This window comes from Streptomyces sp. H51, from assembly GCF_035656535.1.
Classification (GTDB): Bacteria; Actinomycetota; Actinomycetes; order Streptomycetales; family Streptomycetaceae; genus Streptomyces.
This window is the reverse complement of the sequence record NZ_JAYMHD010000087.1, coordinates 429,646-453,706: the sequence shown is the minus strand read 5'-3', so window position 1 is coordinate 453,706 and position 24,061 is coordinate 429,646. Positions and strand designations below refer to the sequence as shown.

At 73.6% G+C, this 24,061-nt stretch carries 20 protein-coding genes, 2 tRNA genes and 1 pseudogene; 7 read left to right on the top strand and 16 right to left on the bottom strand.

What is annotated here, in order from left to right; genetic code table 11:
* Positions 1-40 precede the first annotated feature (40 nt).
* Together VKA29_RS35655 and VKA29_RS35650 are read left to right on the top strand one after the other, a co-directional pair.
* Positions 41-394 (top strand): STAS domain-containing protein, encoded by a 354-nt coding sequence (locus tag VKA29_RS35655; protein ID WP_324790247.1) that lies wholly within the window; start codon positions 41-43, stop codon positions 392-394.
* Between the two features lie 65 nt (positions 395-459).
* A complete protein-coding gene (locus VKA29_RS35650) occupies positions 460-930 on the top strand; it encodes a PPOX class F420-dependent oxidoreductase (protein WP_324790193.1) in 471 nt (156 codons plus the stop codon).
* Between the two features lie 48 nt (positions 931-978).
* On the opposite strand, the gene VKA29_RS35645 is transcribed toward VKA29_RS35650, so the two are convergent.
* A complete protein-coding gene (locus tag VKA29_RS35645) occupies positions 979-1,743 on the bottom strand; it encodes a TetR/AcrR family transcriptional regulator (RefSeq protein ID WP_324790192.1) in 765 nt (254 codons plus the stop codon).
* A gap of 170 nt (positions 1,744-1,913) precedes the next feature.
* Complete coding sequence (locus VKA29_RS35640) at positions 1,914-4,085, bottom strand: glycosyltransferase family 39 protein (protein WP_324790191.1); 2,172 nt, start codon at positions 4,083-4,085, stop codon at positions 1,914-1,916.
* A gap of 25 nt (positions 4,086-4,110) precedes the next feature.
* On the opposite strand from VKA29_RS35640, the gene VKA29_RS35635 reads away from it, so the two are divergent.
* A complete protein-coding gene (locus VKA29_RS35635) occupies positions 4,111-4,266 on the top strand; it encodes a hypothetical protein (RefSeq protein ID WP_324790190.1) in 156 nt (51 codons plus the stop codon).
* A 7-nt stretch (positions 4,267-4,273) separates the two neighbouring features.
* Here the strand turns inward: VKA29_RS35635 and VKA29_RS35630 are convergent, their stop codons facing one another.
* The 5 genes from VKA29_RS35630 to VKA29_RS35610 form a co-directional block, all read right to left on the bottom strand.
* Positions 4,274-5,740: a bifunctional glycosyltransferase family 2/GtrA family protein gene (locus tag VKA29_RS35630; RefSeq protein WP_324790189.1), complete on the bottom strand. Its 1,467-nt coding sequence runs from the start codon at positions 5,738-5,740 to the stop codon at positions 4,274-4,276.
* 14 nt (positions 5,741-5,754) lie between these two features.
* Positions 5,755-7,446, bottom strand: a complete 1,692-nt coding sequence (locus VKA29_RS35625) for a HAMP domain-containing sensor histidine kinase (RefSeq protein ID WP_324790188.1) — start codon at positions 7,444-7,446, stop codon at positions 5,755-5,757.
* Complete coding sequence (locus VKA29_RS35620; RefSeq protein WP_324790187.1) at positions 7,443-8,183, bottom strand: response regulator transcription factor; 741 nt, start codon at positions 8,181-8,183, stop codon at positions 7,443-7,445. Before VKA29_RS35620 ends, VKA29_RS35625 begins: the two co-directional genes overlap by 4 nt.
* A gap of 218 nt (positions 8,184-8,401) precedes the next feature.
* A complete protein-coding gene (locus VKA29_RS35615; RefSeq protein ID WP_324790186.1) occupies positions 8,402-9,331 on the bottom strand; it encodes an amidohydrolase family protein in 930 nt (309 codons plus the stop codon).
* A gap of 49 nt (positions 9,332-9,380) precedes the next feature.
* The gene (locus VKA29_RS35610) at positions 9,381-10,256 is read right to left on the bottom strand and encodes a DUF2797 domain-containing protein (protein ID WP_324790185.1); all 876 of its coding nucleotides are present in this window, start codon (positions 10,254-10,256) and stop codon (positions 9,381-9,383) included.
* Between the two features lie 434 nt (positions 10,257-10,690).
* On the opposite strand from VKA29_RS35610, the pseudogene VKA29_RS35605 reads away from it, so the two are divergent.
* Positions 10,691-10,886: pseudogene (locus tag VKA29_RS35605) on the top strand (MarR family transcriptional regulator); the annotation flags it as partial.
* 24 nt (positions 10,887-10,910) lie between these two features.
* Here the strand turns inward: VKA29_RS35605 and VKA29_RS35600 are convergent.
* From VKA29_RS35600 to VKA29_RS35590, 3 genes are all read right to left on the bottom strand, one after another.
* Positions 10,911-11,105: a hypothetical protein gene (locus VKA29_RS35600; protein WP_324790184.1), complete on the bottom strand. Its 195-nt coding sequence runs from the start codon at positions 11,103-11,105 to the stop codon at positions 10,911-10,913.
* 143 nt (positions 11,106-11,248) lie between these two features.
* Positions 11,249-11,321, bottom strand: a tRNA-Arg gene (locus VKA29_RS35595).
* A 192-nt stretch (positions 11,322-11,513) separates the two neighbouring features.
* Positions 11,514-11,604: transfer RNA gene (locus tag VKA29_RS35590), tRNA-Ser, on the bottom strand.
* A 169-nt stretch (positions 11,605-11,773) separates the two neighbouring features.
* On the opposite strand from VKA29_RS35590, the gene VKA29_RS35585 reads away from it, so the two are divergent.
* The 3 genes from VKA29_RS35585 (at position 11,774) to VKA29_RS35575 (ending at position 18,161) form a co-directional block, all read left to right on the top strand.
* Positions 11,774-12,247: an SSI family serine proteinase inhibitor gene (locus VKA29_RS35585; protein WP_324790183.1), complete on the top strand. Its 474-nt coding sequence runs from the start codon at positions 11,774-11,776 to the stop codon at positions 12,245-12,247.
* 267 nt (positions 12,248-12,514) lie between these two features.
* On the top strand, positions 12,515-17,389 hold the full coding sequence (locus VKA29_RS35580) for a PAS domain-containing protein (protein WP_324790182.1): 4,875 nt from the start codon (positions 12,515-12,517) through the stop codon (positions 17,387-17,389).
* A gap of 220 nt (positions 17,390-17,609) precedes the next feature.
* Positions 17,610-18,161, top strand: a complete 552-nt coding sequence (locus tag VKA29_RS35575) for a hypothetical protein (RefSeq protein WP_324790181.1) — start codon at positions 17,610-17,612, stop codon at positions 18,159-18,161.
* A gap of 130 nt (positions 18,162-18,291) precedes the next feature.
* Here the strand turns inward: VKA29_RS35575 and VKA29_RS35570 are convergent, their stop codons facing one another.
* The 6 genes from VKA29_RS35570 to VKA29_RS35545 form a co-directional block, all read right to left on the bottom strand.
* Positions 18,292-19,971 (bottom strand): long-chain fatty acid--CoA ligase, encoded by a 1,680-nt coding sequence (locus VKA29_RS35570; protein WP_324790180.1) that lies wholly within the window; start codon positions 19,969-19,971, stop codon positions 18,292-18,294.
* Between the two features lie 113 nt (positions 19,972-20,084).
* Positions 20,085-20,645 (bottom strand): SigE family RNA polymerase sigma factor, encoded by a 561-nt coding sequence (locus VKA29_RS35565; protein WP_324790179.1) that lies wholly within the window; start codon positions 20,643-20,645, stop codon positions 20,085-20,087.
* 133 nt (positions 20,646-20,778) lie between these two features.
* Complete coding sequence (locus tag VKA29_RS35560) at positions 20,779-21,945, bottom strand: lipid-transfer protein (RefSeq protein WP_324790177.1); 1,167 nt, start codon at positions 21,943-21,945, stop codon at positions 20,779-20,781.
* Positions 21,942-22,370: a MaoC/PaaZ C-terminal domain-containing protein gene (locus tag VKA29_RS35555; RefSeq protein WP_324790176.1), complete on the bottom strand. Its 429-nt coding sequence runs from the start codon at positions 22,368-22,370 to the stop codon at positions 21,942-21,944. The genes VKA29_RS35560 and VKA29_RS35555 overlap by 4 nt, the downstream gene beginning before the upstream one ends.
* Positions 22,367-23,362: a bifunctional MaoC family dehydratase N-terminal/OB-fold nucleic acid binding domain-containing protein gene (locus VKA29_RS35550; protein WP_324790175.1), complete on the bottom strand. Its 996-nt coding sequence runs from the start codon at positions 23,360-23,362 to the stop codon at positions 22,367-22,369. The genes VKA29_RS35555 and VKA29_RS35550 overlap by 4 nt, the downstream gene beginning before the upstream one ends.
* Before the next feature lie 275 nt (positions 23,363-23,637).
* Positions 23,638-23,949, bottom strand: coding sequence for a hypothetical protein (locus VKA29_RS35545; RefSeq protein WP_324790174.1), 312 nt, complete (start codon positions 23,947-23,949; stop codon positions 23,638-23,640).
* Positions 23,950-24,061: the final 112 nt, after the last annotated feature.

Sequence of the window (24,061 nt, the reverse complement as noted above, 5' to 3'; positions counted from 1 at the left end):
GGATTCCGGACGTCCGTCTGCCGTCTGCCAGGTGAGTGCGATGACCTTCCTGCTGGCCCTCTGCCGGGTCGATGACCTGCCCGGATGCACACTGATCACCCTTCCCGACGAGATCGACCTCGCCAACGGCGCGCTGCTGCTCGACGCCGTGGCCGCCGCCGTGACCTCCCGCCTCGACCGGATGGGCCTGCTGGTGCTGGACCTGACCGGCACCGCCTTCATGGACTCCCAGGGCGCCCGCCTCGTCGGGGACGTCCACCGCTTCCTGGACGGCCGCGTCCCGCTGCGGGTGGTGGCGGCGCCGGGCGGCCTGCCCAGCCGGGTCCTGGAGCTGACCGGGATACGCCGGGACGTACCGGTCTTCGGCAACCTGACGGAGGCGCTGCCGGGCTGAGCGGCGCGGCGAGAAGCCGCGCGACACGTCCGGGGCGGGCGGGCGGAACGGCCTAGGCTGGCGCCATGGCACCGAACATCGCGACCAACACCCGCGTCTCCCTGGACGAGCTGCTGGATTTCGTACGGCCCCGCCACCGCGCGATCCTGCTGACCCGGCGTGCCGACGGCAGCCCGCAGGGCTCCCCGCTGACCTGCGGCGTCGACGACTCCGGCCGGATCGTCGTGTCCACCTACCCCGAGCGCGCCAAGACGCGCAACGCCAAGCGGGACCCGCAGGTCAGCCTGCTCGTGCTGAGCGACGACTGGAACGGGCCCTGGGTCCAGGTCGACGGCACCGCCGAGGTGATCGACGCCCCCGACTCCGTCGAGCCGCTGGTGGAGTACTACCGCAACATCGCCGGCGAGCACCCGGACTGGGACGAGTACCGGGCGGCCATGCTGAAGCAGGGCAAGTCGATCATCCGGGTCACGCCCGAGAAGTGGGGTCCGGTCGCCACCGGCGGCTTCCCGGCCCGGCTGGCGTCCCAGGAGTAACGCGGCCGGCGGCCGGGTCCGGTTCGGCCGGCGGCCGGGAGCGAGTGGTCAGCCGCGGGCGACCATCGCCTCGATGCCCGCCACCAGCAGCTCCAGGGCGAAGGTGAAGTCCCTCTCCCTCATGTCCTGCACCGTGTCGCCGCCGCGGGCCGCCATGAGTTCGGCGGACTCCTGGACGACCTCGGCGGCTTCCGGCGCCCGGGTCGCCGCGCTCATCGCGTGCCGGAAGTACTCGTCCTGGGTCATGCCCGCGGCGGCGCAGCGGGCGATGAAGTGGCCCTCGACCGTGCCGTAGCCGTACACGAACTGGAAGACGGCGGAGATGGCGCCGGTCAGACCGTGCACCGGCAGGCCGGTCCTGCGGACGACCTGCTGGACGGCGCGGGAGAACGACAGCGAGTTCGGGCCGATGTTGAGGAACGTGCCGGCCAGCGGGGACAGCCAGGGGTGGCGCACCAGCAGGGTGCGGTACTCCCGGGCCAGCGCCCGCAGCTGGTCGCGCCAGTCCTCGTCGGGGTCGGCGTCCGGGTCGGGCAGGACCAGCTCGCCGAAGGCCGCGTCGAGGGCGAGTTCGAGCAGGTCGTCCTTGGTGTCGACGTACCAGTAGACGGACATCGCGGTGACGTTCAGCTCGGCGGCCAGGCGGCGCATGGAGAATCCGGCCAGCCCCTCGCCGTCCAGCAGCCGGACCGTCGCCTCGGTGATCCGCTGCCGGTCCAGCCCCGACGGCTGGCCGCTGCCGCGCCCTCCCCGGCGGGCCTTGCCCTCCAGCCAGACGCTGGTCCGCCCGGCCCGCTCGGCTGCCCTCACCATGGCGCACCTCCTCGACCTCGTTCGCCGGCCAGATGCCAGGTGGGGCATCCGCCCGCCCGGCTGCGGGCGGTCACCACCCGAGTCTGCCCGCTCCGCCCCGCGCCCCAACGCGGCGGGGGGCTTGGGTGACGCGTGGGACCGTTCCCGGCGGTGGGTGAAAGGACGGAGCGTCAGTCGCTCGTCTTCCGCGTGAGGTCGTAGAAGGTGGCCGAACCGGCCGTGACCGTCCTGAAGTTGCCCTCCACCCAGGAGGTGATCTGCGCGGACGTGCCGCTGTTGCCGCCGCCGCCCATGCCACCGCCGGCGACGAAGTAGTGGATCCTCCCTTCCGCCACGTACTTCTTGAACTGGGCGAGCGTCGGGGAGGGGTCGGTGCCGTTGAAGCCGCCGATCGCCATCACCGGTTCACCGGTGGAGAGTTGGTAGCTCGCCGCGTTCTGGGCACCGATGGCCGCGGCGACCCAGGTGTACTCGTCCGCGTCGGTCTCCAGCAGCTTCTTGGCCTCGGAGCTGACGCTCGCGCCGTTCAGCAGGCCGCCGGCGCCACCGCCGCCGCCCATGCCGCCGCCGTCGCCCGTCTGACCGCCGGGCATGCCGCCCTGCCGGCTCGGGCCCTGGTTCGGGGCCTGGTTCTGGCCCTGGTTCTGGCCCTGGCCCTGCTGGCCGGGCATGCCGCCGCCGGGGGCGCCGCCGGGGAAGCCGTTGCCCTGCTGCCCCTGTGTGCCGCCGTTGCCGTTCTGCTGGTTCTGGCCCTGCCGGCCCGGCATGCCGCCACCGGGGCCGCCCCGCATGCCGCCACCGCCGCCGGGGCCGCCGGGGCCGCCGGGGCCGCCGGGGCCGCCGCCCATCGTGCTCGCGCCCGCCGGACCGGCCGTCACGATGGAGCCGGTGTGCCCGCTGTCGACGGTGCTCAGGGTGTACGCGGTCGGGCCGGCCAGCGCGGCCACCAGGCCCAGGCCCGCCGCCGCGAGGGCGAGCCGCCGGGTGATGCGGCCCGCGAAGATCAGGCCGAGCGCTGCGGTCAGACCGCCGATCAGGACCGGCCACTTCAGCCAGGGAAGGTAGTCCGGGGTGCGGTCGAGCAGGACGTAGCCCCAGGCGGCGCTCGCCACGACCGAGGCCGCGAGGGTGAGCGACGCCCACGTCTGGCTCCGCCGCTCCCACAGCAGCGCCGAGCCCATGCCGGCCACGGCCGCCAGGTAGGGGGCGAGGGCCACCGTGTAGTACTGGTGGAAGATGCCCGCCATGTAGCTGAAGACGGCCATGGTCATCAGCAGCGAGCCGCCCCAGACCAGGAACGCGGCGCGGGTCGCTGAGGTGCGCGGCAGCTTGCGGGTGGCCACCAGACCGGCGGCCAGCAGGATCAGCGCGGCCGGCAGCAGCCAGGAGATCTGACCGCCGACCTCGGAGCCGAACATCCGGTTCCAGCCGGTCTCGCCCCACATGCCGGTGCCGCCCCCGCCGCCGACGCTGCCGGTCTCGTCGCCGCTCAGGCGGCCGAGGCCGTTGTAGCCGAAGGTCAGCTCCAGGAAGGAGTTGTTCTGCGAGCCGCCGATGTAGGGGCGGGAGGAGGCCGGCCACAGTTCGACGACCGCGACCCACCAGCCGCCCGAGACGACCAGCGCGAGCGTCGCCGCGGCCAGCTGCCCGAACCGCTTCTTCAGCGGCACCGGCGCGCACACCGCGTACACGATCGCCAGCGGCGGCAGGATCAGGAAGGCCTGCAGGGTCTTGGCGAGGAACGCGAAGCCGATCGCGACCCCGGCCCGTAGAAGCCACCGCGTCCGGCCGTCCTCGACCGCGCGGACGACGTAGTAGCAGGCCAGCGCCATCAGCAGCGCCAGCATCGCGTCCGGGTTGTTGAACCGGAACATCAGCGCCGCGACGGGGGTGAGCGCGAGCGCCGCGCCGGCGATCAGTCCCGCCGCGGGGGTGGACCGGCGGCGTACGGCCGCGTACACGACGGCGACCGTCGCGACGCCCATGAGGACCTCGGGGACCAGGATCGCCCACGAGTTCAGCCCGAAGATCCGCACCGACAGCTCCATCGGCCACAGCGAGGCCGGGGGCTTGTCGACGGTGATGGCGTTGCCCGCGTCCAGCGAGCCGAAGAAGAACGCCTTCCAGCTCTTGCTGCCGGCCTGGACGGCCGCGGAGTAGAAGGAGTTGGCGTAGCCGGAGGCGCTGAGGTCGTAGAGGTAGAGCAGGCCGGTGGCCAGCAGCAGGCCGAGGAGGGCCGGGCGCGCCCAGCGGGGGTCCTCGGGCCGGCCCCGCCACAGTCCGCGCCCGAACGGCTGCTTCGGTTCGCCCGCCGCGGGGGCGGGCGGGAGCGGCGGCGCCACGGGCTGCCGAGGGGCCGGGGCGAGCGTGTCCGTCGTCGGCGCGCTCGCCGGCGACGCGCTGGTCGGCGACGCGCTGGCCGTCGGTGTACTCGTCGCCGGTGCGCTCGTCGTCGGTGCGCTCGTCGTCGGTGGTCCCCAGGCGGAGGGGCCCGGTCCGCCCTCGTGGCTGGTCCGGTCGTAGTCGGTGGTCATCGGAAGTTCCTCGGGTCGGTGTCGGTGGGGCGCACCGGCTGCAGCCGCACGGTGGCGTCCCCCCAGGTGCGGGTGCGGTCCGCGGCGTCACCGGCGCGGACCGGGGCCGGGGTCTGCTGCCGGTACGGGTGCGGGTGCGGGTGCGGGTGCTGGGGCCGCGATCGCCGCGCGTGGGCCGGTGCGGACGGGGTGTGCGAGGCCACCGCGGCCGAGTGCCGCTCCTCCTGGCGGTCGGGGAACACCCACGCCCGGAACAGCAGGAAGCGCAGCACCGTCGCCGCGAGGTTGGCGGCGATCAGGACGGCCAGTTCGGTGGAGTGGGCCGGGTCGGACGTCGCCGCGTCGAGGGCGGCGAGCGAACCGCTGGTCAGCGCGAGGCCGATACCGAAGACGACCAGCCCCTGCGCCTGGTGCCGGACGGCGCCGCCGCGGCCGCGCACCCGGAAGGTCAGGCGGCGGTTGGCCGCGGTGTTGGCGACCGCCGAGACCAGCAGGGCGAGCGCGTTGGCCGCCTGCGAGCCGGAGAACACCCGGAAGCCGCTGTAGAGGAGCAGGTAGAACAGCGTGGACAGACCGCCGACCACGCAGAACCCGACGAATTGGCGGGCCAGCCCCTTCGGCACGTCCTCGAGGTCGCGGTCGCGCGGGTCGTCGCCGAAGGGACGGGCGAGCCGGTCCAACGGCAGCGAACCGCCGGCCAGGGCCCGGCCCACGCGCCACACTCCCCTGAGGTCGTCGGTCGCCGTCCGCACGATGTGCACCGTCGAGTCCGGGTCGTCGACCCAGTCGACCGGCACCTCGTGGATGCGCAGGCCCGCGCGCTCGGCGAGGACCAGCATCTCGGTGTCGAAGAACCAGCCGGTGTCCTCCACCAGCGGCAGCAGCACCTGGGCGACGTCACGGCGTATCGCCTTGAAGCCGCACTGCGCGTCCGAGAACCGGGCCTGCAGCGAACCGCGCAGGACGAGGTTGTAGGCCCGGCTGATGAACTCCCGCTTGGTACCCCGTACGACGCGGGAGGAGCGGGACAGCCGCGACCCGATCGCCAGGTCGGAGTGGCCCGAGATCAGCGGCGCCACCAGCGGCAGCAGCGCGTTGAGGTCGGTCGACAGGTCCACGTCCATGTAGGCGAGGACCGGGGCGTCCGAGGTGGACCAGACGCTTCGCAGCGCGCGGCCGCGGCCCTTCTGCTCCAGCCGGAAGGACCGGACCTCGGGGATGTCCGCCGCCAGCCGCCGGGCCACCAGCGGGGTGGTGTCCGTCGAGGCGTTGTCCGCGATCGTGATGCGGAACGCGTACGGGAAGGTGCGCCCGAGGTGCTCGTGCAGTCTCAGCACGCACGGCCGGAGGTCCTTCTCCTCGTTGTAGACGGGGATCACTACGTCCAGGACAGGCGTACCGGCATCGCCGGCCGGGAGGTGCTCCCGCGCCGGCAGGGTGCCGGGAGAAGAGTCGGTTCGCATGACACCGACTCTGGTCACGCGCCCTGTCGCGCCCATGTGGTGGCGCTGTGCTGCGCCTGTGAGTGCGATCGCCGGTCCGCTTCGGGGGCCGGCCGGGGCGCCTGCGGGGCGAGGGCCGGCAGGCGCACGGTGAACACCGTGCGTCCGGGCACGCTGTCCACGGTCACGGCGCCGCCGTGCGCGGTCGCCACGGCCTGCACGATCGCGAGCCCCAGGCCGGTCGAACCGGTCGCGCGGGAGCGCGCCGAGTCGCCCCGGGCGAACCGCTCGAAGACGTGCGGCAGCAGCTCCGGCGGGATGCCCCGGCCGTTGTCCTCTACGTCCACGCACATCCACGGTCCGCGCCGCTGCACGCGCGCGGTGACGGTCGTACCGGGCGGGGTGTGCTTGCGGGCGTTGCCGAGCAGGTTGACCAGCACCTGCTGGACGCGTGCCGCGTCGGCCGGCACCAGGGCCGGCTCGTCGGGCAGGTCGAGGCGCCAGTTGTGGTCCATGCCAGCCGCCCGGGAGTCGCTCACGGTGTCGACGACGAGGGGGACGAGGTCGGTCTGCTCGAACCGCAGCGGACGGCCCGCGTCCAGCCGGGCGAGCAGCAGCAGGTCCTCCACGAGCAGCGTCATACGGCCCGCCTCGGACTCGATGCGGCCGAGGGCGTGCCGGGTGTCGGGGCCGACCTGCTCGCGTCCGCGCCGGGTCAGCTCGGCGTAGCCGCGGATGGAGGCGAGGGGCGTACGCAGCTCATGGCTGGCGTCGGCGACGAACTGCCGTACCCGCATCTCGCTCTGCTGGCGGGCGTGCAGGGCGCCGTGGACGTGGTCCAGCATCCGGTTGAGCGCGGCGCCGACCTGGCCGACCTCGGTGTGCGGGTCGGTCTCGGACTCCGGGACGCGCTCGCTGAGGTTGACCTCGCCGGTGTGCAGGGGGAGTTCGGAGACGCGGGTGGCGGTGGCGGCGACCCGGCGCAGCGGGCGGGTGGCGACGCCGACCAGCACGTAACCGGCGAGGACGGCCGCGCCGAGACCGGCGGCGGTGACGCTGACCTCGACGAGGATCAGGGTGTTGATGGTGCTGTCGGTGTCCTTGGTGGGGATGGCGACGTAGTAGTCGCCGTTGACCCCGGTGACGTACTTGACGAGGTAGTGGCCCAGCCCGGGCAGTTCCACCGTGTGCGTCCGGCGGTCCGGGGCCACCTCGTCGAGGGCCTTCATCACGGAGTCGCCGAGTTCCGCGGCTTCCATGTGCGTGACGCCGCTGCTGTCGGTCGACTTCTCGCCCACCAGCCCGTCGGTGATGGAGCCGTCCACCACCTTCGCGGCGACCGTGCCCTCGGGCTGCGGCCCGTGCGTGACGAAGTCTTCGAGGTCGACCGCCTTGCCCTGCTGCTCGGGGGGCGCGGAACCGGCGTTCTTGTCGTTCTTGCCGGCGCCGGGCGGCCCGAAGCCGCCCGCGGCGCGCGCCGCGACCTCGTTCAGCCGCCCGTCCAGCTGCTCGTACAGATGGGACCGCAGGGCCAGCGTCGTCACCGTGCCGATCACCGCGCAGACGACGGCGATCAGCACCACGGACGCGACGACGAGCCGCGTCCGCAGGGTGCGCGGCTGTCCCGCCCCCGCCCCCGCCCCCGTCCCCGCCCCCGGCTTCGGCTTCGTCCGGGCGGGCAGGCCCGCACGCCGCTTCCGCGGCCGCGGTCGCCGCCGCCCGCTCATGACGCGGCGGGCTTGATCAGGTACCCGGCACCCCGGCGGGTGTGGATCATGGGCTCGTGTCCGGCGTCGATCTTCCGGCGCAGGTAGGAGATGTACAGCTCCACCACGTTGACCTGGCCGCCGAAGTCGTACGACCACACGCGGTCGAGGATCTGCGCCTTGCTGAGCACGCGCCGCGGGTTGCGCATCAGGAAGCGCAGCAGTTCGAACTCGGTGGCGGTGAGGTGGATGTTCCGGCCGGCCCGCGAGACCTCGTGGCTGTCCTCGTCGAGGGTGAGGTCGCCGACGACCAGGACCGATTCGGAACGCCGGTCGGCGGCGCCGGAACGGCGGATCAGTCCGCGCAGCCGGGCGACGACCTCCTCCAGGCTGAAGGGCTTGGTCACGTAGTCGTCGCCGCCGGCGGTGAGACCGGCGATACGGTCCTCGACCGCGTCCTTGGCGGTGAGGAACAGGACCGGCACGTCGGGCAGTTCGCGGCGCAGCCGCCCCAGGACGGTCAGCCCGTCCATGTCCGGGAGCATCATGTCGAGGACGACGGCGTCGGGGCGGAACTCCCGCGCGGTCCGGACGGCTTCCGTGCCGTCACCGGCGCTGCGTATCCGCCAGCCCTCGTAGCGAAGGGCCATGGACAGCAGTTCGGTGATCGACAGTTCGTCGTCCACCACCAGGACTCGGACCGGGCTCCCGTCCGGCCTCAGCAGTTCGGTGCGCCCCTGGGGCGAGGTCGTGGTCATGGTGGACACACTGTCCGGACCCTCTGAGAGCGCCCTTTCGGCAACCTGTGATTTCGCTGAGAAACTCACAGGCGCCTCTCAGGCGGCGCTTGGGCAATCCCTTGCCGGGTCCTTGCCGGGCCCTTGGCGGGTCCTTGGCGGGCGGCTCCGGTCCCTTGGCGGGCGCTGCTGACCCCTTGATGGGCGCTGCCGGCCCCTTGGTGGGGGGTGACGTCCGGTCACAGTCCCAACAGCCGGGCCCCGTTGTCGTGGCACACCGCGCGCAGCCACGCGTCCCCGAGCCCCAGCTCCTCCAGGGCCCGCAGCTGGTCGAGGTAGGGGTAGGGGATGTTGGGGAAGTCGCTGCCGAGCAGGATGCGGTCCCCGAGGCCGGCCAGCCTGGGCAGCGCGCGCTTCGGGAACGGCGCGAGCCGCTCGCTGAAGTCGGTGAACGCCATGGTGGTGTCCAGCCGCACCTCGTCGTACCGCTCGGCCAGGGCGAGGAAGTCCTCGTACTCCGGCATGCCCATGTGCGCGACGACGAGCCGCAGCCGGGGGTGGCGGGCCAGCACCCGGGCGACCGGTTCGGGACCGGTGTGCTTGCCCGGCGCGGGACCGGAACCGCAGTGGATCACCACCGGCGTACCGGCCTCGGCCAGCAGCCCCCACGCCGGGTCGAGCAGTTCGTCGGCCGGGTCGTACGCCCCCACCTGCACGTGCGCCTTGAAGACCCGCGCGCCCGCCTCGACCGCGTCCCGCACGTACGCCTCGACCCCGGGCTCCGGGAAGAGCGTCGAGGTGTGCAGGCAGTCGGGGGTGCGGCGGGCGAAGTCCACGGCCCAGCCGTTGAGCCACTCGGCCATGCCGGCCTTGTGCGGGTAGAGCATGGCCGTGAACGCGCGCACGCCGAACTCCCGGATGACGGCCACCCGTTCGGCCTCCTCCGCCCGGTAGGTGATGGGCCACTCGACACCGCCGGTCAGCGGGCCGAGCGAGTCGAAGTACCCCCAGACCTTGCGCAGGACGCGCTCCGGCATGAAGTGCGTGTGGACATCGACGAGCCCCGGCACTCCGAGCCGCTCCCAGAACCGCCGCACATCGGCGGCCTCACTGACGGCGGGCTCGGTGGGGGCGGGCTCGGTGGGGGCGGGCTCTCGGTGATCGCTCATGCCCTCACCCTCACCCGCACAGGCAGGCCAGAACAACCCGTCCCGCAGGTCAGAACAACCCGTCCTGAACCCCCGCCACCTCCCTGAACTCCCGCACCGGGACGGTGAGCCCGCCCCCGTCCGGGGCGGGAACCAGGTCCCAGCCGGTCATCAGCCGGGTGTCGAGCACGACGACCCCGCGCCCCGTCGCGAGATGCAGGTCCGGCCCGGCCGCCGCCAGCAACTCGCCAGCCACCGACCCGCCCGCGACCAGTTCACCGACCTGCCCGGCAGCGGGCGGCAGCCCCGCGATCCCGAACGCCTCCACGTGGTCCACCACCCGGCACGGCTCACGCGCCAGCGACTCCGGCCAGCCGGCCAGTCCCACCGCCCGCGCGTGCAGGGCCGTCACCTCGGCCGCCCGCTCCGCCGCCGACGCGGGCAGCCGGGACCGCACCGCCCGCTTCTCGCCGTACGGGATCCGGTCCGGCACCTGAAGCGCGGCCCGCAGCAGTTCCTCGGTCCGCCGGGCGGCCATCAGGGGCCCGGCGCCCAGCCAGCCGAAGCAGACCGCCCCCTGTTCGAGCAGCCGGGCCGAGCCCCGCTCCACCGCCGTGATGCCGACCTTGACCATGCCGGGCCCGAACCACGCCAGGTACACGCGGTACGGCCGCGGGTCGTCCGCGATCGTGTCGGCGGCGACGGAATGCGCCCGGTCCAGCCGCGCGCACTCCTCGCACCGCGCCCCCGTGCTCCGCCCCGGCACGCCCGCCCGTACCGGACACGGATGCCCCCTGGCTCCCACGCATGTCCGCCCACCCCCGTCCGCGACCGCGAAGGCCACGCGTTTCCCCCGCACCAGCGCGCTGCGCCGCCCGCCCTCCCAAGCCAGCTCGGGACGGCCCGCCGTCCAGCGCAGCCCCGCGCACTTCCATGCCTGTGCCATCACTCACGAGCGTAGGCGGAGCCACTGACATTGATCCTGGCGGCTCCTGTCACCCAGGTTCCGGTGGTCGTGGCTCTGCCACTGACCGACGTCCTGCTGGACCGTCTTCCGGCCGCATCCGCACGGCGTGCCCCACGCCCCGCCAGCCGGCACGCCACGCACCCCGGACGCCCGTCCGGGTGGTGATGAGGTCCCGCACCCACCAGTCCCACTGGTCCCTGGGCCGCGGCCCCGACGGCTTGCCCACCCGGCGAGATGCAGCACCCACGTGACCATGGCGCTCGCGGCCACGACCGCGAGCCCCCGGCCGGCACCGCGCCGGACGCCTCGCCGGCTCCCACCCCGGTCACCGCCGCCCCGACGACCGCGGCCCCGAAGCCGAAGCCGGGGCCAAGCCGCGCCCACCCGCCACCCCGGCACAGGCGCTGTCGGCGATGGACCACCGCATCACGACGAGCATGATCGGCCAGCACGAGACAGCACAGCAGGTGGGCCTGAACGCCACCGACCTGACCTGCTTCGCCCACGTCAACGAGGCCGGCGAGAACCTGCTCACGGCAGGCGATCCGGCAACCCACACCCCCGTCACGACGGGCGCGGTGACCGGAATCCCCAACCGCCTGACCCGGAGCCGGGACCGGCAACACACGATCTTTAACCCGTGGCAGCCATCACGACGTAAACCATCCCGACGACGGCGGCCAGACAGGCGCCGGCGGCAGCGACCGCGGCAACGGCCATCAGCCCCGTCACGCCCAGAATCGCCGTCCAGCCCACCCGCGTCATCCGCTCGGCCCGCTCGACCGCGCCCTCGCAGTCGCTGTCGTCGTCCCAGTCTCGATCAGCCATGGCACCCCGGCCCAAAGCATAGAAGGCACGGATTCAACCCCTGCGCCGACTCCCCTCGGCCCAGGCCCCGTTGCCGCACCTCACCGCTGTACGCCCCAGAAACACCGAAGGCCCCGGATCACTCCGGGGCCTTCTGGTCTGTGTGCACTCGGCAGGATTCGAACCTGCAACCTTCTGATCCGTAGTCAGATGCTCTATCCGTTAAGCTACGAGTGCTTGTTTTGTTTTCCGTCGGTCCTGGTCCTTTCGGCCCCGTCCCGGCGACAGGAAGAACATTACATGACTGCCGCCGCCATGTGAAATCCGTTTGGTCCACCCCTTGTGACCTGGGCAAACGCCCTCACGGGGGGGGGAGGACGGGAACGACGAAGCCCCGGTCCTGAGGACCGGGGCTTCGGTGATGCAGCGCGGAGGCGGAGGGATTTGAACCCTCGATGGGCTTTAAGGCCCAAACCGCATTAGCAGTGCGGCGCCATAGACCGGACTAGGCGACGCCTCCAGCACAACCGCCCGCGCGAGCGCGAGTGGTGCGTGCAGATGATGACACAGTCGAGTGCGGTGTCACCAATCGCCTCCCACGGTACTAGGCCGGAAGCCCGCAGGGCAAAGCCCTTGCCCGTGACGGGTGTGGCGCGCAACGTCCGGCGGTGTGGCGCGTTAGTCAGGTCATGCTGCAGGCCATCCCCCGCGTCCTCGTCGCCGCCACCGCCGCGACCGCCGCCGCCTTCTCCGTCGTGCCCGCCGTCGCGTACGCCGCGACGGGCCCGCTCGCGCCCCCGCCCGTCCGTGACGGGGACCGCGGCGGCGATCACCTCGTGGTCACCGTGCGGCACGCCGGGGAGGGGCGGGACGGCACGTACGAGCTGTACTGCCATCCCGCGAGCGGCAGTCACCCCGACGCCGCCGGCGCCTGCGCCGTGCTCGACCGGGGGACCCGGTGGGGAACGGACACCTTCGCCCCCGTCCCGGACGGCAGCATGTGCACCATGCAGTACGGCGGACCCGCCACCGCGCACGTCACCGGCACCTGGGCCGGACGGCCGGTGGACGCGGTGTACGACCGCGGTGACGGCTGCCGCATCGCCCGCTGGAACCGGCTGGTGCCGCTGCTGCCCGATCTCGATTCCGGCGGACGGCCGTGACCGCACGGCGTCCCGTGGCGGGGCGTCTCACGGCGGGACCGGGCTTCGCGGAAGTATGTGGAGGTCCCGCGGAGACCGGGCACCGGGCGGGCGGCGTGGTCACGGCAGGGTCACGGGTTCTGCGTCATTTCGTTGTGCGACCTCCCTCTCATCCGGCGTCGCCGGCGCAACCGCTGCCCTTAGACTCCCTCGCGTGACACGTCGCGGGCAGGTTGGCAAGATGGCCCGAGCGGTCAGCAAAGGGCGGTAACAGGGAGGAAGCGTCTCGTGAGCAGCAGGCCATCCCGAGGCGCTGCTCGCCTCGCAGCCATACTGGACGCGCTTCCCGACGCGTTGGTGCTGGTCAACGCCAATGGGACCGTCGTCAACGCCAACACCATCGCGCTCGAGGCGTTCGAGGCGCCGGGGACGGCCCTCGTCGGGCGGGGGCTGCTCGACCTGCTGCCGGAGTTCGACTCCAAGCTCATCCCCGGGTCCATGCGGCGGCCGGACCACATGGACCCGCGCGGGCGGACCAAGCCGACGCGGATGATCGCCCGGCGGACGGACGGTGCCGAGTTCCCCGTCGAGGTCACCAGCGCGAACCTCGAGAGCGGCCACCAGGCGTACGACAGTCACGGCTACAGCGGCGACGAACTGCTGATGCTCGTCGTGCGGGACCTCACCGGCACCGTGGACACCGAGGCCGAGCTGGCCCGCTCGCAGCGGCAGACCGAGATGATCCTGCGGGCCGCGTCCGAGGGCGTGGTGGGCACCGACACCGACGGGCGCATCGTCCTCGTCAACCCGGCCGCCGCCCAGATCCTCGGGTACCGGGCCAGCGATCTCGGCGGGCGCGAGCTGCACACCCTCGTCCTGCACTCCCGCGCCGACGGCTCGCCCTTCCCGTACGACGAGTCCCCGCTCGCCGACACCCTGCGCTCCGGGCGCAAGCACCGGGTGCGCGGGCAGGTGGTGTTCGCCAAGAACGGCGACGCGCTGCCGGTCGACCTGACGACCGCGCCCGTGCGTGACGGCGACCAGCTCGTCGGCGCCGTCATGACCTTCACCGACCGGCGGCCCTACGACGCGCTCGCCGAGGAGAAGAACGAGCTCGAGAAGCGGCACGCGGCGGAGCTGGAGCGGATCGAGGAGGAGCACGCCTCGGAGCTCACCGCCCTGCGCCAGAAGCACGTCACCGAACTCGAGGAACTGCAGGAGCAGCACGACGAGGAACTCGCCGCCGGGGAGGAGCGGTACGCCGCCCTCGGCGAGCGGGAGAAGGACCGCTACGAAGCTCTCGCCGGGCGGTACGAGCAGTTGCTGACGCTGCTGGGCCGGTCGCTGCGCGGGCCGCTGGAGGAGCTGCGGCGCGAACTCGCCACGCTGGCCGCCGACGACGCCGGGCAGTTGTGGCCCGAGGCCAACCAGGTGCTGCACCACCTCTCGGCCGGCTACTCGCGGATCACCTCCCTCATCGACAACGTCCTCGGCTACCAGCGCCTCGACGCCGGAAGCGAGGGGATCAGCCGTACGAAGGTCATGCTCGACGCCGTCGTCGCCGCCGGCATCGACGGAGCGGTGGAGCTGATCGGGCCCGGCCGGGTGCAGTTCGCGGTGCACGCCCCGCCCATCGAGGCCGAGGTCGACCCGCAGCGCCTGGCGACCGCCCTCGCGCACCTCGTCGCCGACGTCGCGGGGGTCGACGCGACCGGCAACACGCCCGTGTCGGCGGGCGGTTACATGGACAACACCGTCGTCGTGGCGGCGGCGCAGCGCGGTGAGGTCGTACGGATCGAGGTGCGCGGGCCGTACGCCGGGGGTGACCCGGTGCACGAGCCGATCGTGCGCGGGATCGTGCGCGCTCACGGCGGCGTGCTGCAGACGCACGAAGTGCCGGGCATGAGCGGCAACGCCTACGTGCTCGAAGTGCCCATCGGCGGTGGCGCCGGGGCCGTTCCGGCGGCCGAGGTCGCGGTGGCGGCGGTCCCGGTCGACGAGGCTCCGGCGGCCGAGTTCCCGGTGGCCGGGGCGCCGGCCGTCGAAGGCGCGGTCCCGGCCGAGCAGCCGGGCGGCGGGCGGCGGCGGGCCCGGCGGTCCTCCGTCGACGCCTTCCTGGAGAGCGAGGTCTCCGGCGGGCCCGGGACGGCCGGAGCGGGCGACACGGAGGGCGGCACGCCCACCGGTCGGCGCCGGAGGCGCGCGGCCGAGGAGGCGGCGGCCCAGGCACAAGCACAGGCACAGGCACAGGCACAGGCACCTGGGCAGGGGCAGGTACCGGCGCAGGCCGGTGTCGAGGGTTCCGGTGGTACGGGGCGCCGCCGGGGGCGGCCTGCCGAGGGCGCCGGGGAGGACGTCTCCGAGGGCGCCGTCATGACGGCTGCCGAGCATGCGGCGGGGACCGCCGCCGTGGGAACCGGGCTGGGCGGAACCGTGCCGCCGCAGGGCGTGCCCGCGCCGGGCGCCGGGCACCACCGTGCCCGGCGTGACGACGGAGGGCAGCAGGCGTTGCCGCCGGCCCTGCCGGCTCCCTCCGCCCCTCAGCCGGACCCGAGCGTCCAGCCCTCCCAGCCCCCACAGCTCTCCCAGGCGCCTCAGCTCTCCCAGGCGCCTCAGCCGGGCCAGACCGAGGATGCCCAGCCGACCGGGCGGCGGCGACGGGCCCTGGCCGCCGCCAACGAGCGCGCCGCCGCGCAGGAGGCCGGGCCCCGCGCGGTGTTCGCCCTGCCCCCGGCCGAGGCCGACCGTCCGTCCGGCGGGACGGCGACGGACGCCGGAGCCGAGGCCGGAGCGGAGACCGCGGCGGGGGCGGCCGCAGCAGCAGCGGCGGCCGCAGGGGCGGGGGCGGGGACAGCCGCGCCGGGCGGGCAGGCACCGGTTCCGGTGCCGGTGCCGGTGCCGGGACAGGTCCCTGGGCAGGCGCAGGTTCCGGGGGTGGCTGCGGCGCAGGAGCTCGGTCCCGTGCCGGGGATGACGCCCGCGCAGGTTCAGATTCAGGTTCCGGGTCAGTCGCAGGCGGTCGCCGGGCAGGTGCAGGCACAGACACCGGTTCCCGGGCAGGGAGTCGTTCCCGGGCAGCAGGCAGCGCCCGCGCAGGGAGTCGTTCCCGCGCAGGGGCTCGCGCCGGTGCAGGCGGTGACGCCGGCACCGGGTACGGCTCCGGCGCAGTCTCAGCTTCCCGGCCGGCCGCAGGCACCCGCGCAGCCGCAAAGCGCCGGCCGGCCGCAGTTGCCCGCGCAGGCCCAGGTGCCCACACAGGCGCAACCTCCGGTGCAGACTCCGGTGCCGGCGCAGGTTCCGGCGCAGGGGCAGGTCCCCGGGCACCCGCAGGGCCTCGTCCAGGCCGGTCAGGACGTCCCCGGTGAGGCTCTCGACGACGGTCGGCACGACGCCGTTCCGCACGACCAGGCCGACGACCACACCCCGCCCCAGCCGCACCCCACGACCGCGCCGACGGGGCGTCGACGTCGTGCCGTGGCCCAGCCGGGCGCGACGGCCGGAACGCCCGCCCACGGAGTTCCGGTGCAGGAGACCAATGCGCCGGCAGCCGGTCAGGGCGTGCCGGTGCAGCAGCCCCAGGTGCAGCCCGGCGCCCCCGTTCCCGCGCAGGGTGCCCTGGCGTCGAGCGTGCAGGTGGCTCCCGGTCAGCTGGTCACCGCACCGGACGCGACCGGGCAGGTCGGCCTGCCCGCCCAGCCCGTGCCGGCCCAGCCGGCGACAGTCGCCCAGCCGGCGACAGTCGCGCAGCCGGCAGTCCCGCAGCCCGTCCCCGCGGAACCCGTGCCTGCCCAGCCCGTGCCTGCCCAGCCGGTGCCCGCCCAGCCCGTGCCTGCCCAGCCGGTGCCCGCCGAGGCCGGCCCGGCCACCACTCCCGCTGCCGTCCCCACTCCCGCTCCCACCCAGCCCTGGCCCGGCACCGGCGGCACCTCCGGCGTCGGCGTGCCGCTGGCCAACGCCACCGCCCCGGCCCCGGCCCCGGTGGAAGCCGCGGCACAGCCGGTGCCCGCCGAGGGCGTCGCGCCGATCGATCCGAACTCCACGCAGGGGCGGGCGATCAGTGTGCGGACACTGGGGCAGGGCGTGCCGTTCACGCGGCAGGCGGCCCAGGTGCAGCAGCCGACCGCGACGCCCGCGCCGCATCAGCCGGGCGGTTCCGGCCGTCGGCGCAAGCTGGGGACGAGGGCCGACGCCGCCGCGGTCACGGAGCAGGCCGCCCGGCCGCACCCGCCGGCCGGGCAGGCTCCCGTACCGCCGCAAGCCCAGCCCCAACCTCAGCCCCAAGCGCAGGCGCAGGCGCAGCCGGCCACCGAGGGCACCGGACGGTCGTACGCCATCGGCGCGCCGGACGAGAACGCCGCCGAGGGGCCCGAACCGCTGGACGGTCCGGGCGGGGCCGTGGAGGTCGCGGATCCGCCGCGTCCGCAGCCGATGGACGACGAGCTGCCGCCGGAGCCGCTGGACAACCCGCGCCGACTGCTGGTGTGGCCGGCCCCGGACGTCATCACCCAGCAGGCGCTCAGCGACCGCGGCTACCGGCCGGTCATCGTGCACTCGCGCGAGGAGGTCGACGCGCAGATCGCCGCCTTCCCGGCCGCGCTGTTCGTCGACCCGCTGACCGGGCCGATCACCCGCACCGCGCTGCAGTCGCTGCGGCAGGCGGCGGTGGCCGCCGAGGTTCCGGTGATGGTGACGGCGGGCCTGGGGCAGGCGACGCGCGAGGCGGCGTACGGCGCCGATCCCGCCGTTCTGCTGAAGGCGCTCGCGCCGCGCGACAGCGAGCAGCACCCGCCACGCGTGCTGCTCATCGAGGAGCACGCGGAGATCGCGCTGGCGCTGACCGCGACGCTGGAGCGGCGCGGGATGCAGGTGGCGCGGGCCGCGAGCGACGCGGACGCGGTGGCGCTGGCGGGACAGTTCCGGCCGAACCTGGTCGTGATGGATCTGCTGCAGGTGCACCGGCACCGGGCGGGGATCGTCGACTGGCTGCGCGCCAACGGGCAGCTCAACCGCACCCCGCTCGTCGTCTACACCGCCGCGGTCGACGCGGCCGACCTGCCGCGGCTGGCCTCCGGCGAGACCGTGCTGTTCCTCGCGGAGCGCTCCACCAGCGCGGAGGTGCAGGCCCGGATCGTGGACCTGCTGGCCCGGATCGGGACCAACTAGGGCGGACCCACCCTTGTACCGGCCGGTGGGGACACCGGTCGGTGGGGACACCGGTCGGTGGGGACACCGGCCGGTGCCGTTCACCGCCCGGACGGTGTCTCCGGCCGTCCGGTTCGCCGCCGCCGGACAGACGGACGACATTGAGCAACGATTACTCAATTCCCTGGCACGGCTCGCTTGTCTTACGGAATGGTTGTTCAACTTTCTACGGAGGCGAGTTGTGAAGAAGCATGCGATGCGCGCGGCCCTGGTGGCCGGCGTCGCGGTCATGGCCGCGGGCCTTCCCGCCATGACGGCGCAGGCGTCCGCCGAGGCGGGCAGCGGCGCGACGACCTCGTACGAGAAGGGGCACGTGCTGTCCTGCCAGGGCCGGGCGGGAGACAGGTCCATCCTGGTGGATCTGTACGACAACTCCCAGTACGGCTCCTTCGCGTCGGTCAACATCGAAGGACCCGACGGGGAGTACGGCGGCGGCTCGGAGCCCGCACAGCTGTTCGCGAACGGTTCGGTCTCCGCCGACGTGCCCATCGAGCGCTTCGGCGAGAACGGCGGTGACGCGGGAACGGCGACGATCCGCGGTACCTACGCGCCCACCGGGGAGACGACCCGGGTCCACGACGTCTACCGGGAGCCCACCTGGGTCGTCGTCACCCACGGCGTTCACCGGCAGCTCAGCTCCAGCCTCACCGTCGACGTCCTCGGCGAGACCGCGTCGCTGTCCTGCCAGCCCTCCTTCGAATACGACCTGAAGGTGACCCGGACGCCCATGTGACGCGCCGTCCCGGGCACCGGGTCCGGCCGCGGATGAGGGTGCGGGCGACCCCGGTGAACACCGGGAAGCCGGCCGGCTGTCGCGCCCGCGGCGAAACCGCGGGCCCCGGCAGCCGGCCGGTCGCGTGAGATCAGCTGAGCGTCGTCACGTCGAGCCTGCCCAGCCTGTGGGCCTCACGGATCTTCTTCTTGTCGAACTTGCCCACGCTCGTCTTCGGCACCGACTCGATGATCGTCCAGCGCTCCGGGAGCTGCCACTTGGCGATCTTGCCCTCGGCGGCCAGGAAGGCGCGCAGGGAGGCGAAGTCGGCGGTGGCACCCTCCTTCAGGACGACGGTGGCCAGCGGACGCTCGCCCCACTTCTCGTCGGGGACGGCGACCACGGCGGCCTCGGCGACGTCCGGGTGGGACATGAGGGCGTTCTCCAGGTCGACGGAGGAGATCCACTCGCCGCCGGACTTGATGACGTCCTTGGCGCGGTCGGTGAGGGTGAGGAAGCCGTCGGGGGAGATGGTGCCGACGTCGCCCGTCTTCAGCCAGCCGTCCTCGCTGAACTTGTCGGCGGGGCGCAGCGGTTCGGCGTCGGGGCCGTTGTAGTAGGCGCCCGCGATCCACGGGCCGCGCACCTCCAGCTCACCGGCCGACTCGCCGTCCCAGGGCAGGCGCTCGCCGCCGGGGCCGGTCAGCCGTCCCTCGACGCCGGCCGGGAAGCGGCCCTGGGTGAGCCGGTAGGCGAACTCCTCGTCGGTGCCGACCGCGTGGGCCGGCGGGCGGGCGATCGTGCCCAGCGGCGAGGTCTCCGTCATGCCCCAGGCGTGGCAGACCCGCATGCCCAGGTCGTCGAACGCCGCCATGAGGGAGGGCGGGCAGGCCGAGCCGCCGATGGTGACCTGGGTCAGCGAGGAGACGTCGCGCGGCTTGGCGGTGAGCTCGGCGAGCAGGCCCTGCCAGATGGTGGGCACGGCGGCCGCGTGCGTCGGCTTCTCGGTCTCGATCATCTCGGCGATGGGGGCCGGCTGGAGGAAGCGGTCCGGCATCAGCATGTTCACGCCGGTCATGAAGGTGGCGTGCGGCAGGCCCCAGGCGTTGACGTGGAACTGCGGGACCACCACCAGCGACGTGTCCTGGTCGGTCAGCCCCATCGACTGGGTCATGTTGACCTGCATCGAGTGCAGGTAGACCGAACGGTGGCTGTACACCACGCCCTTGGGGTCGCCGGTGGTGCCGGAGGTGTAGCACATGGCGGCGGCCCGGCGCTCGTCCAGCTCCGGCCAGTCGTAGCCGGCCGGCTTGCCGGCGATCAGGTCCTCGTACTCGTGCACGTTCGCGGAGGCCCCGGCGAGCAGCGAGCGGTCGCCCGGGCCGGACACCACCACGTGTTCGACCGACGTCATGCGGGGCAGCAGCGGGGCCAGCAGCGGCAGCAGCGAGCCGTTGACGATGACGACCTTGTCGGCCGCGTGGCCGACGATCCAGGCCAGCTGTTCCGCGGGGAGGCGGAGGTTGAGGGTGTGCAGCACCGCGCCCATGGAGGGGATCGCGAAGTAGGCCTCGACGTGCTCGGCGTTGTTCCACATGAGGGTGGCCACCCGGTCGTCCTCGACGACGCCGAGGTCGTCGCGCAGGGCGTGCGCCAGCCGGGCCGCCCGGGCACCGATGTCCGCGAAGGAACGGCGGTGCGGCTCGCTCTCGCCTGTCCAGGTGGTCACCTGCGATGTGCCGTGGACCGTGGACCCGTGGGTCAGGATCCTCGAGATCAGCAGCGGTACGTCCTGCATCGTGCTCAGCACGGTGTCCTCCCGGGGCGACATTGCCAACGCGGCGGTAAGGTGTGCGCTGATTCTGCGCACATACCGCGTGGTATGTCACTAGCCGACGATGATCGATCAGCCCGGGTCGGCACCCCGAATGGGATCAGGAGGGGTCATTTCCGCACAAGCCCCAGCTCAGGGTCGTCCCGCAGCTTGCCGAGGGCACGCGAGACCGCCGACTTCACCGTGCCCACCGACACTCCCAGGACCGCGGCCGTCTGGGTCTCGCTGAGGTCCTCGTAGTACCTGAGGACGACCATCGCCCGCTGCCGGGCGGGCAGCTTCGTGATCGCCCGCCACATCGCGTCGTGCAGTGCCTGCCGCTCGGCGGGGTCGTCGCCGCCGGGCACCGGCTCCGGCTCGGGCAGCTCGTCGCAGACGAACTCGTCGACCTTGCGCTTGCGCCACTGCGAGGTGCGGGTGTTCAGCAGCGCCCGGCGCACGTAGCCGTCGAGTGCGCGGTGGTCCTCGATCCGCTCCCAGGCGACGTACGTCTTGGCGAGCGCGGTCTGCAGCAGGTCCTCCGCGTCGCTCGGGTTCGCGGTCAGCGAGCGGGCGGTGCGCAGCAGCACCGGCTGACGCGCCCTGACGTACGACGAGAACGACGGATAGGGCAGAGTCTGCGTCGCCGGTTCGGCGGCGGTCGAGGCGCTGGTGCAGACGGGTGTGGTCATGACGTCCACGCTAGGAGCGGCGCGGGCCGGGCGGATCGGCCGCAGGTCCCGAAGGGGAGTCCGACTCAGGTTGTAGGGGTGGGGCCGGCCCCACCTCCTGAAGGTGGACGATCGCCCCCGACCCGATGAGGGTTCAGCCGTCGGCGGTCAGCAGCAGGGCCGACGTCGGCACTCCCGTGCCCGCCGTGACCAGGACTTTCTCCGCACCCGGCACCTGGTTGACGGCGGTGCCCCGCACCTGCCGCACACCCTCCGCGATCCCGTTCATCCCGTGCAGGTACGCCTCGCCCAGCTGCCCGCCGTGCGTGTTGAGCGGCACCGTGCGCCCGGCCACGAAGTCCGCCGCCTCCCCCCTCCCGCAGAACCCGAACTCCTCCAGCTGCATCAGCACGAAGGGGGTGAAGTGGTCGTACAGGATCGCCACGTCGACGTCGGCCGGTCCCAGGCCCGCCGTCCGCCACAGCTGGCGCGCCACCACGCCCATCTCCGGCAGCCCGGTCAGATCGTCCCGGTAGAAGCTGGTCATCTGCTCCTGTGCGCGGCCCGAGCCCTGGGCGGCCGCCGCGACGACGGCGGGCGGGCGGGGCAGGTCGCGGGCGCGTTCCAGGGAGGTGACGACGACGGCCTGGCCGCCGTCGGTCTCCTGGCAGCAGTCCAGGAGCCGGAGCGGCTCCACGATCCAGCGCGAGGCGGCGTGGTCGGCGAGGGTGATCGGCCGGCCGTGGAAGTACGCCGCCGGGTTCGTCGCCGCGTACTCGCGGTCCACCACGGCCACGTGCCCGAACGCCTCCGGGGTCAGCCCGTGGGCGTGCAGGTAGCGCCGGGCCGCCATGGCCACCCAGGACGCCGGGGTCAGCAGCCCGAACGGCAGGACCCAGCCGAGCGCCGCGCCTTCCGCCGACGGTTCCCGGTGCCGCACGCCGGAGCCGAACCTGCGCCCCGACCGCTCGTTGAAGGCGCGGTAGCAGACCACGACCTCCGCCACGCCCGCCGCCACCGCCAGTGCCGCCTGCTGGACGGTCGCGCAGGCCGCCCCGCCGCCGTAGTGGACGCGGGAGAAGAAGGACAGCTCGCCGATCCCGCAGGCCTGGGCCACGGTGATCTCCGGGCTGGTGTCCATGGTGAACGTGACCATTCCGTCGACGTCCGCCGGCCGCAGTCCGGCGTCCCGCAGCGCGGCCCGTACCGCCTCGGCGGCCAGCCGCAGCTCACTGCGCCCGGAGTCCTTGGAGAACTCCGTGGCCCCGATGCCGACCACGGCCGCCCGCCCGCCGAGGGCGTCCGCAGCGCGCAGGCTCATGACACACCGCCCGGGTCGGGGACCGTGACCGTCACCGTGGCCGAGTCGGGGACCGTGACCGTCACCGTGCCTGTGACGTGATCGCCGACGCTGTTCGAGCCGACCACCCGGACCGTCGCGGTGTCGCCGTCGACCTCCTCGACGGTGCCCGTCAGCACCATGGTGTCCCCCGGGTGGTTGGGCGCCCCGAGCCGGATGGCCACCTTGCGCAGCACGGCCGCCGGGCCGAAGTGGTCGGTGACGTAGCGGCCGACCAGGCCGTTGGTCGTCAGGATGTTCATGAAGATGTCCGGTGAGCCCTTCTCACGGGCCCGTTCGGCGTCGTGGTGCACGTCCTGGAAGTCGCGTGAGGCGACGGCCCCGGCGACGATCAGGGTGCGGGTGACCGGGATCGTGAGCGGCGGGAGCTTCTCGCCGGCCCTCATGCGGCCTCCTCCCGGGGACGGAACACCGGCAGCACCGGCTCCTCGCCGTCGGCCTGGAACGCGAGCCGCACCGGCAGCCCGATCCGCACGTCGTCGCAGGGCAGCCCCACGACGTTGCTGACCATGCGGACGCCCTCCGTGAGTTCGACCAGCACCACCGCGTAGGGCGGGTCGAAGCCCGGAGCGGGTGGATGGTGCACGACGACGTACGAATGGACCGTCCCCTCGCCGCTCGCCTCGACCGTGTCCCAGTCGGGGCAGCCGCAGGCGCCGCACCCCGGCAGCCACGGGAAGCGCAGCACGCCGCAGCCCACGCACCGCTGGATCAGCAGGCGGCGCCGCGCGACGCCCTCCCAGAAGCCGGCGTTGTCGCGGTTGACGACCGGGCGGGGGCGCGGGGAATCGGGGCGCGGGTTATAGGGGCGCGGGGGCCCGGTGCGCGGAGCACCCGTGCGCGGAGAGCCCGTGCTCGTGAGGCCGGTGCGCGGGCGCGCGGGGGCGTACTTGAGGATGCGGAAGCGGTGCGTGCCCGCCAGGTCGGCGCCCACCCGCACGTCCGTGCGGGTCGTGACGAACCAGCCCGTGCCCAGCCGGGTCGTCTTGGGCCCGGATACCGACTCGATCACCGCGTCGAAGGTGATCTCGTCGCCGGGGCGCAGGGGCCGGACGTACTCCTGCTCGCAGTCGGTGGCGACGACGGCGGTGCAGCCCGCCTCGTCGAGCAGGCCGAGCAGTTCGTCGTACGCCCGCGCGCGTCGCCCGTGACCGGAGAGGCCGCCCATGGTCCACACCTGGAGCATGGTGGGCGGGGCGACGGGGTCGGGGCCGGCGTAGGCGGGGTGGGCGTCTCCCAGCGCCTCGCACCAGTGCCGGATCATGGGCGCGTTGACGGGGTCCTTGCCCCGGCACGCCACGGCCGCCGCCCGGCCCTCGTACGCCTTCAGCCGCGCCTCCAGGCCGTCGTCCCCCTCCGTCTCCGGCTCGCCGCTCACTGTCGCCCCCTCGTCGTGACCGCTCGTCGTGACCCCTCACCGTGGCCGCGCGCCGCGACCGCGCGCCGCGACCGCGCGTCCCGGGCGGCACCGCTCCGCCCCGCAGGGGTTTCTGACTGTCCGTCAGATCTCGTGGGCTGTCAAGCTGTCAAGAAGGCCGTCCGCGCCCGCGTACGTCCGCGCGGCGGCACCGGAGTACCGCCGCGACCGCCGCGCAGACGCCCTACGCCCCTTGCGAAGCACGTTCCCCCGGCCCCGAGGTCAGGGCCATCGAGTCACCGCATCGGAGCGAAGTGGATGGCAACGTTCCCGTTGCCCTGCTGGAGGGCCGTGCGATCGGAGCCGTTGACCTGGATGGCGTTGCTCTGGTTCGTGGCGCCGGGGCCTACCGCGTTCTGTTGCGTGGTGGACGAGTTGCCGTAGTTGTCGAGCCCGACACCGCTTCCGACGACACTCGCGACTCCCGCGTTCGAGTCGTCGTTCGCGAAGGCGCCGTTGTCCGCCGCCGCGACTCCGGTGAACAGGGCGGCTGCCAGCGGGAGGGCGGAGACGGCGGCGGTGACGCGAGCGGTACGGATGCTTGCCATGTGCTTCCTCCAGAATCCGGCTTCCTGGCCGGAGGTCCGTCAAGTAGGGCTTTCACCGGGCCGGTTGGCCGACCGCCCGGACTCCGTGCACGACGTCGCAAGACCAGGGTTG

Bases quoted from the DNA above. Each gene is read 5' to 3' on its own strand.
- VKA29_RS35655 (WP_324790247.1), top strand. From the start codon at position 41: ATGACCTTCCTGCTGGCCCTCTGCCGGGTCGATGACCTGCCCGGATGC.
- VKA29_RS35650 (WP_324790193.1), top strand. From the start codon at position 460: ATGGCACCGAACATCGCGACCAACACCCGCGTCTCCCTGGACGAGCTG.
- VKA29_RS35645 (WP_324790192.1), bottom strand. From the start codon at position 1,743: ATGGTGAGGGCAGCCGAGCGGGCCGGGCGGACCAGCGTCTGGCTGGAG.
- VKA29_RS35630 (WP_324790189.1), bottom strand. From the start codon at position 5,740: ATGCGAACCGACTCTTCTCCCGGCACCCTGCCGGCGCGGGAGCACCTC.
- VKA29_RS35625 (WP_324790188.1), bottom strand. From the start codon at position 7,446: ATGAGCGGGCGGCGGCGACCGCGGCCGCGGAAGCGGCGTGCGGGCCTG.
- VKA29_RS35620 (WP_324790187.1), bottom strand. From the start codon at position 8,183: ATGACCACGACCTCGCCCCAGGGGCGCACCGAACTGCTGAGGCCGGAC.
- VKA29_RS35615 (WP_324790186.1), bottom strand. From the start codon at position 9,331: ATGAGCGATCACCGAGAGCCCGCCCCCACCGAGCCCGCCCCCACCGAG.
- VKA29_RS35610 (WP_324790185.1), bottom strand. From the start codon at position 10,256: ATGGCACAGGCATGGAAGTGCGCGGGGCTGCGCTGGACGGCGGGCCGT.
- VKA29_RS35600 (WP_324790184.1), bottom strand. From the start codon at position 11,105: ATGGCTGATCGAGACTGGGACGACGACAGCGACTGCGAGGGCGCGGTC.
- VKA29_RS35585 (WP_324790183.1), top strand. From the start codon at position 11,774: ATGCTGCAGGCCATCCCCCGCGTCCTCGTCGCCGCCACCGCCGCGACC.
- VKA29_RS35570 (WP_324790180.1), bottom strand. From the start codon at position 19,971: ATGTCGCCCCGGGAGGACACCGTGCTGAGCACGATGCAGGACGTACCG.
- VKA29_RS35565 (WP_324790179.1), bottom strand. From the start codon at position 20,645: ATGACCACACCCGTCTGCACCAGCGCCTCGACCGCCGCCGAACCGGCG.
- VKA29_RS35560 (WP_324790177.1), bottom strand. From the start codon at position 21,945: ATGAGCCTGCGCGCTGCGGACGCCCTCGGCGGGCGGGCGGCCGTGGTC.
- VKA29_RS35555 (WP_324790176.1), bottom strand. From the start codon at position 22,370: ATGAGGGCCGGCGAGAAGCTCCCGCCGCTCACGATCCCGGTCACCCGC.
- VKA29_RS35545 (WP_324790174.1), bottom strand. From the start codon at position 23,949: ATGGCAAGCATCCGTACCGCTCGCGTCACCGCCGCCGTCTCCGCCCTC.